Consider the following 14,480-nt stretch of genomic DNA (forward strand, 5'->3'; position numbering starts at 1 on the left):
CTACGCTCGAATGAGCCCCTCGTCTTCGCTCGGGGATACGGTGGTTTAACTAGCCGCTTTACCGAAAATTGTCCGCGTAGGCCTGGATTTTCAGCGTGCGGACCGGCGTCGGCGTAATCTCGACCTCGATACCGTTCTTCTCGGCGTAAGCGACCGCCTCTTCGCGGCTGGCGAAGCCGAGGCGAAGCTGGCGCTGCGTGTCGCCGCTGCCCGCCCAGCCCATCAGCGGATCGGCCTTGCGCGCCTCGGCGGGCGCGAATTCGAGCATCCAGCGCTGCGTCCCGGCGCGCCCCGACTGCATCGCATTCTTGGGCTTTTGGAAGATACGCGCTTTCATCGGGGTCGTCCTGTATAATCGGGGTCTGTGCCGCCGCCTTAGCGCCAAGCTCGCGACACCGAAAGGGGTCTATTGCGCATCGCGCCGCGCCTGCGCGGCTTTGGTCAGCAAGGTCGGGCGCGCGTTCGCCGGATCGTCGGGCCAGCTGTGCTTGGGATAGCGTCCGCGCATCTCTCGCGCGACATCGTGCCAGCTCCCGCCCCAGAAGGATGCGATGTCGCGCGTCGTCTGGATCGGGCGGTGTGCGGGCGAGGTCAGCGCAAGGATCAGCGGCACCGGCGGATCGCCCACCGTCGGGTGGCGCGCGAGGCCGAAGAGCTCTTGGACGCGCACGTTGACGGTCGGGCCGCCGTCGGCGCCATAGTCGATCGGATGGCGGCTACCCGCCGGGGTCGCATAGTCGGCGGGGGCGTGCTTTTCGAGCAGCTGCCGCGCCGGCCAGTCGAGCATCGCCATCAGCGCGTCGGCAAGCTTGCGATCGCCGATATCGCGCAGGCCGCGGCACCCCGAAAGCAAGGGTTCGAGCCAGATTTCGAGGCTGTCGCCGAGCGCGTTGGTCGACAATATGTCGAGCCCCGCGAAGGATGCGCGCTGGCGCAGCGCCTGCGACGCTGGCCCCCAGCCGATCAGCACCAAACCCTTGTCGCGCACCGCAGCCATGCGCACCGCGACGTCGTCCTCGGCCTTGTCGCTGCGCGCCGCCTGCCCGCTCGTCAGCGCGATCGCGCCGAGCCGTCGCTCGCGGCGGTGGTCGACGCGGTCGTTCGCGCTGTCATAACTGCTCGCCGAATGTTCGACGATCCGGTCGGCGAACAGCGCCTCGACCTCGTCCTGCCCGATCGGCGCGGCGGCGAGGATGCGCACGCCCGCGGCATGGCCCTGCGCATCGGCGATCGCGAGCCATTCGCTGCCCGCAAGCGGGTCGACCGCATCGATGCGATAGGCGCGGCCGCCGACGCTCAGATATTCGCCGCGCTGCCCCGCGCGCTGGCGCGCGACGCGGTCGGGCCAGGCGGTCGCGATCCAGCCGCCGATCGAGCGCGGCGCGGCCTCGCCCGCCCCCGCCGCCAGTTTCTCGCCGATCGTCGCGAGCCGCCGCGCGAGCCGCCACGCGCCTTCGCTGCGCTGGTTCCGCTGGCCGCGCCAGCGCGACAGCCGCGCTTCGACATCGACGCCGCGCCCGCCGAGCCCCGGCTCGGTGAGCAGCACCGCGAGCCGCCCCGCGATCTCACCCTCGCCCGCGCGCGCCGCATCGAGCAGCATGTGCGCGAGCGGCACCGGCAGCGGGATCGCCGCGAGCGCCTTGCCGTGCGCGGTGATGCGGCCATCGTCTGCCAGCGCGCCGATCGCCTGCAATCGCGTCTTCGCCTCCGAAATCGCGGCGGGCGACGGAGGGTCGAGCCAGCCCAATTGACGCGGATCGACAATGCCCCAGCTCGCGCAATCGAGCACGACGGGCATCAGGTCGTTTTCGTGGATTTCGGGCGGATCGAAGGGCGGCATGCCCGCGGTCGCCGCGGCTTCCCACAGACGGTAGGCGACCCCCGGCCCCTGCCGCGCGGCGCGGCCCGCGCGCTGCGTCGCCGACGCCTGGCTCGCGCGTTCGGTGACGAGGCGCGCGATCCCCGCCGCCTTGTCGAAGCGCGGACGGCGCGACAGGCCGGCGTCGATCACGATGCGCACGCCGTCGATCGTCAGGCTGGTTTCGGCGATGCTCGTCGCGAGGATCAGCTTGCGCCGTCCGTCGGGATCACGGACGAGCGCCTTGCGCTGGAGCGCCGGGTCGATCTGGCCGTGCAGGCGGTGGACGGCCAGCGGCAGGCGCGCCTCCTCGACCGCCGTCGCCGCGCGCTCGATGTCGGCGGCGCCGGGCAGGAAAGCGAGCATGTCGCCTTCGGCCTCATCGGCGAGCGCCTGCCGCACCGCCGCGAGCACCGACGCTTCGAGCCTGTCCTCGGCGCGGCGGCCGATATGGCGCAGGTCGAGCGGCCAAATCTTGCCTTCGCTCTTCACCACCGGCGCGTTGCCGAGCAGCGCGCCGAAGCGCGCGCCATCGAGCGTCGCCGACATGGCGACGAGGCGGAGGTCGTCGCGCAGCCCCTGCTGCGCGTCGATCGCCAGCGCGAGTGCGAAATCGCCATCGAGGCTGCGTTCATGCACTTCGTCGAACAGCACCGCCGATACGCCGGCAAGTTCGGGATCGGCGAGGATGCGGTTGCGGAACAGCCCCGGCGTCATCACGAGTAGGCGGGTGTCCTTCGACTGCTTGCTGTCGAGGCGGGTCGCATAGCCGACCGGGCCGCCGACCGCGGCGCCCATCTCTTCGGCAATCCGCTCGGCGGCAGCGCGCGCCGCGAGCCGGCGCGGCGAGAGCAGCCACACCGCGCCCGTGCACCATGGCTGGGCGAGCAGCGCCGGGGCGACGCGTGTCGTCTTGCCCGCGCCGGGGGGTGCTACAACGACCGCATTGGGTTTCAGCACCAGCGCCGCCATGATGTCGGGCAGCACCTGATCGATCGGAAGCGCCTGCCTCATACGCGCGCTGCCGGGTTGCCCAGTTCGGCATTCAAACGGAAAGCCTCGGCGGCGAGTTTCGACACTTGGCCGCCCCCCACCTCGCTCGCCTCGGTCAGCACCAGATTGCCGAGCTCATATTTGCCGCTCGCCTTGATCCGGGGTTCGAGGTCGCGCAGCCTTTTGCCGCGCCAGAAGCCGAGCAGGACGCGATGCGCTTCGGCGCGGATCAATATGCACGGGCCATTCGCCATGAAGACGAGGTTGGTCCATTTGATCGTTTCTTCAAAGGGCGCGGCGGCCATGATCGCCGCGCGCATCATCCGACACCGTTCCAGCTGCCAGCCCGACAGCGCCGCGATATAGTCATCGGGGCTGTCCGCCGCGGGGCCCATCGTCGCCATGAAAGCTCAATAAGCGCGCGCGACCGCGAAGGCGACCGCCTCGGTCAGCGCCGATTTCGCCTGGCTCGCACGGAAGCCGCCGATCGCATCGACCGCGCGCTGGCCGTAGTGACGCGCCCGCGCCAGCGTATCGGCGATCGTATCGTGCTTGTGGAGCAGCGAGGTCGCATAGGCGAGATCCTCGTCCGATGTGCGGTGGCCGACGATCGCCTGTTTCCAGAATTCGCGCTCCTCCGCGGACCCGCGCGCATGGGCGAGGATGACGGGCAGCGTGACCTTGCCGTCGCGGAAATCGTCGCCGACGCCCTTGCCCATCGTTTCGGCGTCCGAAACATAGTCGATCGCATCGTCGACGAGCTGGAAGGCGATGCCGAGATTGCGGCCATAGGCGTCGAGCGCCGCTTCGGTCGCTTCGTCGCGCTCGGCCACGACCGCGGCGATCTTGCATGCCGCGGCGAACAGTTCGGCGGTCTTGGCGTTGATGATCGCGAGATATTGATCCTCGCTCGTCTCGATCCGGCGCTGGGCGGAGAGCTGGTTGACCTCGCCCTCGGCGATCACCGCCGAGGCGCGGCTGAGGATCTTGAGCACCTTCAGCGATCCGTCCTCGACCATCACCTCGAACGCGCGGCTGAACAGGAAGTCGCCGACGAGCACCGACGCGCTGTTGCCCCAGATCATGTTCGCGGTCTTGCGGCCGCGGCGGAGGTCCGATTTGTCGACGACATCGTCATGGAGCAGCGTCGCGGTGTGGATGAATTCGACCGCCGCCGCCAATTTGCAATGCCGCCGCCCCGGATAGTCGAGCAGCTTGCCGCAGGCGAGCGTCAGCATCGGCCGCATCCGTTTGCCGCCGCCCGCGATCAGGTGCCCTGCGAGTTCGGGGATCAGCGGCACTTCGGACTGCATGCGGTCGAGGATGACCGAATTCACCTCATTCATGTCGGCGGCGACGAGCGCCATCATCGGGTCGAGCGAGGGCGGCCTCTGCCCATGTAGCTGATGAATTTCGGCAGTCATGACGCGGCGACCCTTGGCCGCGCGGTCGCGATTTTGCAACGACTTTCGGCTTGCCAGCAGCCCCCCGCCGGTGCCAAGCGTGCCGGAGATAAGAGGAGCCGCGCACCCATGGACGACCAGCTGAGCCGTTACCGCCAGAGCATCGACAATATCGACGCCGCGCTCGTCTATATGCTCGCCGAACGGTTCAAGGTGACCAAGGCGGTCGGCGAACTCAAGGCGCGCGAGGGCCTGCCCCCCGCCGACCCGAGCCGCGAGGAACGGCAGATCGAGCGGCTCCGCAGCCTCGCCCGCGATGCCGACCTCGACCCCGATTTCACCGAGAAATTCCTGCGCTTCATCATCGACGAGGTGATCCGCCATCACCAGCAGGCGAAGCGCGAGCAGGACGCATGAGCCCGGGCCACCCGATCTTCGCCCGCTGGCCGGCCGAGCATCCCGAGCGCATCCAGCTTTTTTCCGCGCCGACGCCAAACGGGGTGAAGGCGGGGATCATGCTCGAGGAAACCGGCCTTCCCTATGAGCCGCACCGGATCGACATCATGGCGAACGAAAGCCATGACCCGGCCTTTCTCGCGCTCAACCCCAACGGCAAGATCCCCGCGGTCTACGACCCGCAGGGCCCCGGCGGAAAACCGCTCGCGCTATTCGAATCGGGTGCGATTCTGATCTACCTCGCCGACAAGAGCGGGCGGTTCCTGTCGGCCGATCCGGCCACGCGCTACGAGACGATCCAGTGGGTGATGTGGCAGATGGGCGGCGTCGGCCCGATGTTCGGCCAGCTCGGTTTCTTCCATAAATTCGCCGGGCGCGAATATGAGGACAAGCGCCCGCGCGACCGCTACGCGGCCGAATCCGCGCGGCTGCTCGGCGTGCTCGACGGCCGTCTCGATGGCCGCGCGTGGATCATGGGCGATGAATACAGCATCGCGGATATTTCGCTGCTCGGCTGGGTGCGCAACCTGATCGGCTTTTACGAGGCGCGCGAAATCGTCGGTTTCGATCGCTTTGCGCATGTCCAGCGCTGGCTGGATGCGGGGCTCGCACGGCCCGGCGTCCAGCGCGGGCTGGAAGTAACCGCGGCGTGAGGCTGGTAAAGGCGGGAGCTCGGCACCGTCAGACTCTTCAATTTTTCAGATGGACGTTGATCATGCCGTCGGCTGGAATCGCTTTTCGGCAGCACGACAAATTGCCGCACACGAAATAGGGCTTTGCCGGAAGGAATACGGCGGGATGATGATCGGCAAAAAGGTGGTCCCGCTCTCGTGCGCGGCGCTGCTCATCCTTCTCGCCGCCGTGCCGATGTTGGTCGTTACCGTGCCCGGAGCATCGGATTATCCCAATCATCTTGCGCGTCACCATATTTTCGCGGCGATCGGACAGGGAACGGCACTCGACCGTTATTTTATCGTCGACTGGCGCTGGGTCGGCAATCTTGGCGTCGACCTTCCCGTCCTGGCGCTTTCGTCCTGGCTTGGCGTGGAGCCCGCCACGCGCATCGTGAGCGCGCTGATCGCTCCGCTCACCGTTGCCGGCATCCTCCTATTGTCCCGTTCGGCGCACGGCCGTGTGACGGGGGGCGCGATGCTCGCGCTGCCATTCGCTTTCGCGCAGCCCTTTTTGTTCGGTTTCCTCAATTATTGCCTGTCCGTGGCGCTGGCGCTGCTCGTCGCGGCGGCGTGGTATGCCAAGCGGCCGGGTAGCCTTCATGCCGCGCTTGCCTTCGGTCTCGGCGCCATCGCGGTGTGGACCGCCCATATCATGGGATGGGCGATCCTGCTTTTCCTTGTTGCCAGCGCAGAGCTCGCGATGGTGCGAAGCTGGCGCGATCTGGTGCATCGCGCCTTGCGCGCTGCGCCGTTGATTTTGCCGATCGTTCCACTCCTGGTCTGGCACGCCGAAGGCGGCGGCCGTTTGTTCTGGTATGCTCCCCACCTCCTGCAGGCGAAGGCCATGAATTTCGTCACGGCGCTCAAAGGCCTGTCGATGCCATTCGACCTCGCGATAACGGCGAGCATCTGCCTCGGCGCGATCCTTGCGTTCCTGTGGGCGGGCGGGCGCCGGCTGGAGCCTCGCCTCGCCGCGGGCGGCGGATTGCTGCTGTTCGCGACGCTCGTGCTGCCGACGACGGTTTTGGGAAGCTGGGGTGCGGACCTGCGCCTCGCTCCCGTGGCGATGATGGTCACGATCATGGCGATCCGCCCCGCTCCAAGACCCGAACGCGAGCGGCTGCTGATCATGCTGGGCGCGAGCCTGTTCGTGCTGCGCGCAGGGTGGACATCGGTGCATTGGTGGCAGGCCGACCGCGCGCTGCAAAAGAGGCTGGTTCTGCTCGACGAGGTGCCGCGGGGGAGCCGGCTTGGATTCCTGTCCGCGGAAGCAGGGTGCGACAACTGGACATTGACCCCGAACCGCAAGCTCGGCGCCTATGCGATCACGCGGCGCGACGCATTCGGCAATACGCTGTTCCAGATCCCCGGCTCGGACGTGATGACGATCCGGCAACCACCGGATCGCGCCCGCTGGTTCGACGGTTCGCAGGACATTCCGGTCCACTGCCCCGAAGGCGCGCCGGATCGGCATGTGCTCGGCGAACGAATGAGAAGCATGGCACAGGCGGATTTCAACGCATTGTGGATCGCGGGAATCGATAGCAAGAGCGTTCCCCGCTTGCCGGGCTATGCGATAGTCTACAGCCGCGGGATCGATACGCTGTTGATCAAGCAGGCGTCCGAGCCCCCTGAGCCCGGCTCGATTCCGCGCCCTCAATCGGCGATCAGGTGGATGGGCGCCGGTCCGTAGAGGGCGCCAAGGAAAACGCAGGCCATAACGACGCCGACGAAGAGGCTTCGCCTGTCCTTTATCGCGAAAGCCACCGGGTCGCCCTCGACCTCGCCGCGCCGGGCCATCATCCAGATGCGGTTCAGCCAGTAGATCAGCGGCAGGCAGAGCAGCCACAGCATTTCGGGCAACGCATAATGTTCGGCCGTTTCCGGGTCATGCGCGAACAGAGCGAGCACGAGGATCGCTACCATTCCGGCCGAGATCCCCGACATCATCACCACGTCAAGATCGCCGCCGACATAGCCGCGCCCGCTCAGCAGGCGCCCGGGTTCGATCGCGTCGCGCATCTCGACATAGCGTTTCAGATAGGCGAGGCTCAGGAACAGGAAGACCGAGAAGAGCAACAGCCAGAAGCTGAGTGCTACCCCGATCGCGATCGCGCCGATCCAGATACGGATCGTGTAGAGCGAAGCGAGGACGATCGCGTCGCCGACCATCACCGCCTTCAGCCGGAACGAATAGGCGGTCGTGATCGCCATATAGGCGAGGAGCCAGAAGGTCAGTTCCGGGCCACCCAACAGCCATCCCCCGGCAAGGCCGACGGCCGCGAGAAGCAGGGACAGGCCGAGCGCGGCGGGGATCGGGAGATCGCCATAGGCAAGCGGCCGTTTCCATTTGGTACGATGCGCACGATCGGAGTCGATATCGAGCAGGTCGTTCAGCAAATAGATCGACGAGGCGATCAGCGACATGAGCAACGCGGCCGCCACGGCCGTGAGCAATATGGCGGGCTTCGTGAACTCGCCCGACGTCAGCGCGGGAACGATCACCAGCGCGTTCTTGGCCCATTGGTGGGGCCGCATGGCCCTGACAATGGCTCGGGCGGGGCTGCGGCGCAGGTCGCCGAGGCGTTCGACCGCCGATCGCGGCGGGACATGGCCGACCGACCAGCCCTGCCGCGCTTCGCGCCACAGGCAGCTGTCGGCGCGGCTGTCGCCCACATAGTCGAACGGCGTATCGGCACCGATGCGTGCACGGATGGCCGCCAGCTTGGCGGCGCCTTTCAGGTTGGAGCGGCCGCGCGTTGCAATGACCGGATCCGAAAGCGCCAGATGATCGGCGATGCGGCGGATGTGCCGCCAATGGCTTGCGCTCGCGAGGATCACCGGGCGGCCTTCGGCCCTCGCCTGCTCGATGAGATCGAGTACTTCTGGCCGGTAGGGCAGTCGCGCGGCATCGATGCGGTCGCGCCGCGCGGCCATTGTCTTGGCGACGGCGCGACCCGCGATCAGCCATGCCAGCACCGCGATCAGCGCGGCTATGCCCGATCGCCCGATCCGCACGAAGCTTTCGAGCGAGATATCCGCGCGCGTCAGCGTCCCGTCGACGTCGACGAACAGCGGCACGGCCTCGTTGGCGAGGTCAGGGGCGCGGTCGGGTTGTTCATGCAGCATCGCGTACGGCCCTTCGCGCCGGAAGCCGCTCGATCCAGGCGGCGACCGGGACGGCTGCCATGACGATCAGCAGCGGAATCGCCGGATCGCGGTAGCGGATGATGATATAGGCGGCGGCATGGATCAACCAGAAGCCCGCGATCATGGCGGCAAAAATCCATTTGCCGTCGCTTGCGATCCGCCGCGAACGAAAGGCGAGCAGCCCGATCAGCAGGATCAGCCCATATTGCGCAACCTCGAAGAGCCGGATCGAGGCGATGGCCTTCGAGGCCGCGAAATCGTTCGCGTCGGGAAGATTGGGTTGCCAGAAATAGACGAGTTTGAGCGCGGCCAGTTCCGCCGCCCGGCCAGGATTCGCGTCGATCCAGTCGAGCGCTGCGGCTTGCAGGCGGTCCGCATTGCCGGCCTCGCCAAGGCGCAGGCGCGTGGCGTCCCAATCCTTCGCCAGCGGCGTGTCGGCGATGCTCACGAACCTGCCGGTCGCGGCGGGGTTGTTGCCGAGATACAGGTTGAACGCGGCGTTGGTGGTGAGGACCGGACGGCCGACCATCTGGTTGGTCGCGTAAAGCCACGGCGCCAGCATCACCGCGCCGCCGACGATGAAGCATAGCCCCGCGGAAAAGGCCGGTGCAAAGCTGCCCCGCGCGCGCCAGAGCATCAGCAGCGCGGCGGCGACGCCGAAGCAGAGCAGCAGCGCCGAACCGCCCGTGACCAGCGCCGCCCCCCACAACAGGCCGGCGACCAGCGCGGTGCCCGCCGGGCGTTCGCCGCGCGCGATCCCGACCGCGCAGAGGGCGATGCCAAGCAGCAAGGGGGTCGAGAGATTCTCCTTTGCCAGCATCGTCGCGTTCCAGAGGCCGGGAAACCAGAGCGCATAGACGGCAGCGGCGATCAGCCCCGCGCCGCGATGCCCGGACAGCGCGATCGTGAGCCGGTAGATCAGTCCGATGCTGACCGCGCACAAAAGCAGATTGACCGCGATCGCCACGCCGACCGAACTGCCCAAAGCCTTGAAAAAGGGAGCCAGCAGCAAGGGGTAGCCGGCGCTGTAGAAAGCCTTTTGGCCGTACATATCGGCGAGCTCGCCGCGTTCGGCGAGGCCTTGGGCCATGGTGAAATAGGCGAGCGGATCGCTATCGAGTGGATGCTGCAGGACCCACGCGCCCGCCACTCTCAGAACCACGGCGACGAGGACGATCGCGGCGAGCAGGGCCGAGCAGGCTCGCGGTGAGAGCTCCAGTATCGCGGGCTGAAGATTTGGGCTCGGCGGAGTCACGGGATTTACGCCGAGCGCGCGACCAGCACGCAGCCGACGGCGATCAGCAGGGTTCCGACGACGCGTGCGACGCTGATGCTTTCGTTCAGCCAAAAGGCACCCGCAAGCATCGTCAGAATGAAGCCGATCCCGACGAAGGGATAGGCCAGCGACAGCGGGGCACGGCCGAGAACGAAAAGCCAGAGCAGCGCTCCGATGCCGTAGAGGGCGAGGCCCAGCAGGATCATCGGGGATTGCGCGAGGCCGCCAATCTCTCCGCCGATGCCCGTCGATCGGCCACCGGCGGCGGCGGTCGTCCCGATCTTGAGGGCGAGCTGCGCAAGGGCGGAGAGGCTTACGCTTGCGAGGATCAGAAGGAGCAGGCGCACTGTCATGGACAATCTTTCGGTCTGTCAGCGGTTTGCCACTAATCGCGGCGATACAAGATAAGGTTAATCTTGAGCCAAATGTCGAGCCAATTCCTGCCGAACAGGCCACTGTCCGTCGCGCGTGCCGACTTACCGCCGGCCGCGATCAGGATCGTCGCGAATGTCGGCGCGGGGCGGCTGAACGACGCTTGCCGGATCGATCATGACCCACTGTGGTTTGCGATTGAGCCGCGCATTGAACAGCTTGTTGAAGCTCACAGGATCGTGCGAAGCTTCGTTCAGCGCCCGTCCGTAGCGCTTTTCGACGGCGCCCGGATCATAACCCATCAGTTCCAGCAGGGTCGGGAAAATCATATAGTGGCTCGACCGGTTACGGTTATGCGCGACATCCCGGCGCCAATCCACGCCCGAACCCCGGTTGCCGTCGATCACCACCAGCGGAACGACGCCTTCTTCCTGGACGGGATCGACGCTGCAATGGGTGGAAAGTCCGGGATTGCCCCGCTCATGCAGATTCTGGCCATGGTCGGACGTGTAGATCATCGTCGTCTGCGAAAAATCGGCCTCGTCGCGAAGCGTTTCGAAGAACGCCCCGACATTCCACAGCAACGTATTGCGATAGGAATTGTGGTAGCGAACCCAATCCTCCATTCCACCGGCGAAGCCCGCGCGGCTGCCGGTATCGGAAATATTCCGGTATCGTCCGCGTGGCAGAACCGGATGATAGCGCAGGTAAGCCGCCGGAAACTTGTCGTGAACCGGAAAATGGGCACCGACCTTGTTCACGAGAATGAATTTCGGACGATGATCGGCAGGTTCCCGGATGAGTTCGCTCGCCGCCGCCCGGTCGCGCTGTTCCACGGGCACATTGTCGAATTGCACGAAGTGGTCGATCAGCGCGCGCTCTTCATCGCTCATCATGTTTTGCAGCGCGCCGCCGGTTCGCTGGCTGTCGATATAGACGGTGCGCAGCCCGGCCTTGCGGGCATAGGCCCAGATCGACGGCTGCGTGCCGTTGATCCGCTGATAGTCATTGCGCGTGCCGCCGTAGCGAAGGGTGACATTGCTGCCGACGCTGCAATTGGTGACCGACGCGGCGAGACCATAGTTGTAAATGCGGGCGGATGGCCAAGTGCCTGAGAGCGGCGTGGGCACGCCGGTCGGCGAATTGACGTCCAGATACTGGCCGGCGACGCTTTCATCGACGATGAGGATGATATTCCGGCTGAGCGGCCGGCGGGCCCACCGAAGGCGAACGGACTGGCGCTCGCCAATATTGCCCGTCGCCTTCTCATATCCGGCAAGCGTCAGATAGGCGATCGGCGCGAAGCTCGGCGGCTGTCCACGCGCACCGTCGCCGCCGCGAAGGAAAAGCAGTCCCGTCAGTGCGAACATCGCCAGCCAGGGCGTCGCGGCGACCAGCCATCGGGGGAGCGGAAGGTGCCGCCGCGGCGCCATTCCGATGGCCGCCAGCAGAAGCAGCGCGGGAAGCGCCGCCCCGACAAACGCGGTCTGATTCTGCGCCAGGGCATCGCCAATGAACGCCGCGGAGTGCAGCATGTTGATGAAGGCGTCGTAGGTCAGGAACTCGGTCGTCACGCGCTCGAACACGAGCATGTAATAGGCCGCCCCGGCCAGCAGGAACGCAGTGATCCAGCGTAGAATTGCCGGCGGAGTGTAGGCGGCCCCGAGGAGCCCACCCCACAATATGATGAGGAGAAACAGATAGCCCGCGTGCGGGACGGGTCCTACGAGATCGGCAGAGCGATTACGATAGCGGGCAGCGCCGAAAGAAAACAAAGTGCCAGCAATACCTCTTTGACGTAAGCCCGCACATCAGAGTATCGCTTCATGTCGCCCCCGGAACATGCCCTATGCTATTCCCTTTCCCGCCAAGGGAATATTAAATCGACGTTATTGTCGGCAAGGTCCGCAGCGACGATACCGATTGGCGAGACGATCATCGTCGCGGCGAGGTGCCAGTTCACCTTGTTTTGGCAGCTTCTCCGCGGTCATTCTTTCCCGGCCGAAAGCGAGCGCGAGCCTCGACCAGGCGGCACGTCATCTGCTCGAGATCGTCGTGGTCGCTGGACAAAATGACTTCGCACCCGGTCGGCTTTCCGTTCGTTCCGTAGCGCACGAGAAACTCTGCGATCCGACGCGGTCCTACCCCGCCGGCAGCCTTAGGCGCACCAGCAACCCGCCCAGATCCTCGCTCTCCTCCAGCATGATATTGCCGCCGTAAATCTCCGCCACGTCGCGCACGATCGCGAGCCCCAGCCCCGTCCCCGGCTTGCCGCTGTCGAGCCGCACGCCGCGGTCGAAGATACGCGAGCGGTCGGCGGGCGAGATGCCCGCGCCGTCGTCCTCGACCAATATCTCGGCCATATTGTCGTCGCGGCCGATCGTCACGAAGATGCTGCCCCCGCCATATTTGGCGGCATTTTCGAGCAGGTTGCCGATAAGTTCGTCGAGATCCTGCCGCTCGACGCGCGCAATGACGCTCTTGTCGCCCGCGGCATCGAGCCGCACATCGGGATAGAGCGCGGCGACCGCGCGCGACACGCTGCCGACGCTGTCCCATACCACCGCGCGGGCCTGCGCCGCGCCGCGGCGGCCGACCGCACGCGCGCGTGCGAGGTGGTGGTCGACCTGCCGCTGCATCGTCGCCGCCTCGCGCCGCACCGTTTCGGCCAGTTCGCTGTCCGAGCTGGTTGCACTATTGACGAGCACAGTGAGCGGGGTCTTCAGCGCGTGCGCGAGATTTCCGGCGTGGAGCCGGGCTTCCTCGGCCTGTTTCTCATTATGCGCGAGCAGCGCGTTGAGTTCGTCAACCATCGGCTGCACTTCGAGCGGCAGCGGCGCGGTGACGCGGCGGTTCTGCCCCCCGCGCATCGCCGCGATCGCGCGCCGGATGTGGCGCAGCGGCCACAGGCCATAGAAGGTCTGGAGCGCCGCGAGGATGATGAGACCGAGCCCGAGCAGCACGAGGCTGGGGATCAATGTCTGCCGCACCGCGCTGACCTGCGCATCGAGCGCCTCGCGCGACTGCGCGATCTGGTACCGCCAATTGGTCCGGCTCCCCGGCAGGATGACATTGCGTTCGAGCACGCGCAATTCCTCGTCGGGGAACTGGTTGCTGTCGTATGTGTGGATCTGGTTGTCGACATGGGGTGTCGGCGCCTTCAACGTGCGCTCCCACAGCGAACGCGAGCGGTAGGGTTCCTGATTGCCCCCGCTGATCTGCCAATAGAGGCCGCTGTACGGTTCGAGGAAGCGCTGGTCGCCGAGCGGCTCGATCAGCCGCACCTCGCCATCGGGGCCGATCTCCGACGAGCGGATCATCGCGATCAGCACATATTCGAGGCCCGAGTCGAAATTGCGCGTGATCGCGCTCTTCAGCACCTGATCGAGCGCGAAACCGCCGCCGATCAGCAGCACCGAAATCCAGAGCGCCGCGATCGCGATCATGCGCCGCGCCAGCGAGCCGGTGATGCGGCCCGACGTGGCTAGGGGCTTGATTGCCGCGTCCGGGTCGGTTTCGACCTCCGGGGCGACGTCGGCCGTCGACATGGTTTATTGCGGATCGTCGAGTTGATAGCCGAGCCCGCGGATCGTCGTGATGATGTCGGCGCCCAATTTTTTTCGGATGCGCGTGACGAACACTTCGATCGTATTCGAATCGCGGTCGAAATCCTGATCGTAGATATGCTCGATCAGCTCGGTACGCGACACGACCTTGCCCTTGTGGTGGAGCAGGTAGGACAGCAGCTTATATTCCTGCGCGGTCAGCTTCACCGGCTCGCCGGCGAGCGTGACGCGGCCCGAGCGCGTGTCGAGACGGACGTCGCCCGCGATCAGTTCGCTCGACGCATTGCCCGACGCGCGGCGGATCAGCGCGCGCAGGCGAGCGATCAGCTCCTCGGTCTGGAAGGGCTTGGCCAGATAGTCGTCGGCGCCGGCGTCGAGCCCCGCGACCTTGTCCGACCAGCTGTCGCGCGCGGTCAGCACGAGCACCGGGAAATTGCGCTTTTCGCGGCGCCAGCGGTCGAGCACGGTCAGCCCGTCGATTTCGGGAAGCCCGAGATCGAGGATCGCCGCGTCATAGGTTTCGGTCGAGCCGAGGAAATGCCCGTCCTCGCCATCGGTCGCGAGGTCCACGGCATAGCCAGCCCCCTCGAGCGTCGCCTTGAGCTGCGGGCCCAGCGTGGGTTCGTCCTCGACAATCAAAATCCGCATTCAGGCGCCTTTCCTTTGCGAAACCGAACCGGACGGCCCGCATGTTTCGACTGTGTATCAAGTCCGAACGTCCATCGCAAAATC

At 66.2% G+C, this 14,480-nt stretch carries 13 protein-coding genes; 3 read left to right on the forward strand and 10 right to left on the reverse strand.

The window, feature by feature from the left end:
• Positions 1-58 precede the first annotated feature (58 nt).
• From OVY29_RS07280 to OVY29_RS07295, 4 genes are all read right to left on the reverse strand, one after another.
• Positions 59-337: an ETC complex I subunit gene (locus OVY29_RS07280; RefSeq protein WP_037557916.1), complete on the reverse strand. Its 279-nt coding sequence runs from the start codon at positions 335-337 to the stop codon at positions 59-61.
• A gap of 69 nt (positions 338-406) precedes the next feature.
• Complete coding sequence (gene hrpB / locus OVY29_RS07285) at positions 407-2,872, reverse strand: ATP-dependent helicase HrpB (protein WP_313911141.1); 2,466 nt, start codon at positions 2,870-2,872, stop codon at positions 407-409.
• A complete protein-coding gene (locus OVY29_RS07290) occupies positions 2,869-3,255 on the reverse strand; it encodes a DUF1801 domain-containing protein (RefSeq protein ID WP_037557914.1) in 387 nt (128 codons plus the stop codon). Before OVY29_RS07290 ends, hrpB begins: the two co-directional genes overlap by 4 nt.
• A gap of 6 nt (positions 3,256-3,261) precedes the next feature.
• Positions 3,262-4,275 (reverse strand): polyprenyl synthetase family protein, encoded by a 1,014-nt coding sequence (locus tag OVY29_RS07295; protein WP_037557986.1) that lies wholly within the window; start codon positions 4,273-4,275, stop codon positions 3,262-3,264.
• A gap of 108 nt (positions 4,276-4,383) precedes the next feature.
• Here OVY29_RS07295 and OVY29_RS07300 point away from each other — a divergent pair, with 108 nt between their 5' ends.
• The 3 genes from OVY29_RS07300 to OVY29_RS07310 all read left to right on the forward strand — a co-directional run bounded on the left by OVY29_RS07300 (position 4,384) and on the right by OVY29_RS07310 (position 7,077).
• Positions 4,384-4,671 carry a chorismate mutase gene (locus OVY29_RS07300; RefSeq protein ID WP_037557913.1) on the forward strand — a complete coding sequence of 96 codons (288 nt, stop codon included), beginning with the start codon at positions 4,384-4,386 and terminating at the stop codon, positions 4,669-4,671.
• Complete coding sequence (locus OVY29_RS07305) at positions 4,668-5,363, forward strand: glutathione S-transferase N-terminal domain-containing protein (RefSeq protein WP_037557912.1); 696 nt, start codon at positions 4,668-4,670, stop codon at positions 5,361-5,363. The genes OVY29_RS07300 and OVY29_RS07305 overlap by 4 nt, the downstream gene beginning before the upstream one ends.
• Positions 5,364-5,508: 145 nt before the next feature.
• Positions 5,509-7,077, forward strand: coding sequence for a hypothetical protein (locus tag OVY29_RS07310; protein ID WP_313911142.1), 1,569 nt, complete (start codon positions 5,509-5,511; stop codon positions 7,075-7,077).
• On the opposite strand, the gene OVY29_RS07315 is transcribed toward OVY29_RS07310, so the two are convergent.
• From OVY29_RS07315 to OVY29_RS07340, 6 genes are all read right to left on the reverse strand, one after another.
• Complete coding sequence (locus tag OVY29_RS07315) at positions 7,041-8,513, reverse strand: UbiA family prenyltransferase (protein ID WP_052182522.1); 1,473 nt, start codon at positions 8,511-8,513, stop codon at positions 7,041-7,043. The genes OVY29_RS07310 and OVY29_RS07315 overlap by 37 nt on opposite strands.
• Complete coding sequence (locus tag OVY29_RS07320) at positions 8,503-9,789, reverse strand: hypothetical protein (RefSeq protein WP_313911143.1); 1,287 nt, start codon at positions 9,787-9,789, stop codon at positions 8,503-8,505. The genes OVY29_RS07315 and OVY29_RS07320 overlap by 11 nt, the downstream gene beginning before the upstream one ends.
• Positions 9,790-9,794: 5 nt before the next feature.
• A complete protein-coding gene (locus tag OVY29_RS07325) occupies positions 9,795-10,163 on the reverse strand; it encodes an EamA family transporter (protein WP_037557909.1) in 369 nt (122 codons plus the stop codon).
• A 123-nt stretch (positions 10,164-10,286) separates the two neighbouring features.
• Positions 10,287-11,957 carry a sulfatase-like hydrolase/transferase gene (locus OVY29_RS07330; protein ID WP_313911144.1) on the reverse strand — a complete coding sequence of 557 codons (1,671 nt, stop codon included), beginning with the start codon at positions 11,955-11,957 and terminating at the stop codon, positions 10,287-10,289.
• 366 nt (positions 11,958-12,323) lie between these two features.
• Positions 12,324-13,628, reverse strand: coding sequence for a sensor histidine kinase (locus OVY29_RS07335; protein ID WP_037557980.1), 1,305 nt, complete (start codon positions 13,626-13,628; stop codon positions 12,324-12,326).
• Between the two features lie 105 nt (positions 13,629-13,733).
• Positions 13,734-14,396, reverse strand: coding sequence for a response regulator transcription factor (locus tag OVY29_RS07340; RefSeq protein WP_037557905.1), 663 nt, complete (start codon positions 14,394-14,396; stop codon positions 13,734-13,736).
• Between the last annotated feature and the right edge of the window lie 84 nt (positions 14,397-14,480).

Source organism: Sphingopyxis sp. SE2 (assembly GCF_032227185.1).
GTDB lineage: Bacteria > Pseudomonadota > Alphaproteobacteria > Sphingomonadales > Sphingomonadaceae > Sphingopyxis.

Bases quoted from the DNA above. Each gene is read 5' to 3' on its own strand.
- OVY29_RS07305 (WP_037557912.1), top strand. From the start codon at position 4,668: ATGAGCCCGGGCCACCCGATCTTCGCCCGCTGGCCGGCCGAGCATCCC.
- OVY29_RS07340 (WP_037557905.1), bottom strand. From the start codon at position 14,396: ATGCGGATTTTGATTGTCGAGGACGAACCCACGCTGGGCCCGCAGCTC.
- OVY29_RS07310 (WP_313911142.1), top strand. From the start codon at position 5,509: ATGATGATCGGCAAAAAGGTGGTCCCGCTCTCGTGCGCGGCGCTGCTC.
- OVY29_RS07280 (WP_037557916.1), bottom strand. From the start codon at position 337: ATGAAAGCGCGTATCTTCCAAAAGCCCAAGAATGCGATGCAGTCGGGG.
- OVY29_RS07315 (WP_052182522.1), bottom strand. From the start codon at position 8,513: ATGCTGCATGAACAACCCGACCGCGCCCCTGACCTCGCCAACGAGGCC.
- OVY29_RS07335 (WP_037557980.1), bottom strand. From the start codon at position 13,628: ATGATCGCGATCGCGGCGCTCTGGATTTCGGTGCTGCTGATCGGCGGC.
- OVY29_RS07290 (WP_037557914.1), bottom strand. From the start codon at position 3,255: ATGGCGACGATGGGCCCCGCGGCGGACAGCCCCGATGACTATATCGCG.
- OVY29_RS07300 (WP_037557913.1), top strand. From the start codon at position 4,384: ATGGACGACCAGCTGAGCCGTTACCGCCAGAGCATCGACAATATCGAC.
- OVY29_RS07325 (WP_037557909.1), bottom strand. From the start codon at position 10,163: ATGACAGTGCGCCTGCTCCTTCTGATCCTCGCAAGCGTAAGCCTCTCC.
- hrpB (WP_313911141.1), bottom strand. From the start codon at position 2,872: ATGAGGCAGGCGCTTCCGATCGATCAGGTGCTGCCCGACATCATGGCG.
- OVY29_RS07295 (WP_037557986.1), bottom strand. From the start codon at position 4,275: ATGACTGCCGAAATTCATCAGCTACATGGGCAGAGGCCGCCCTCGCTC.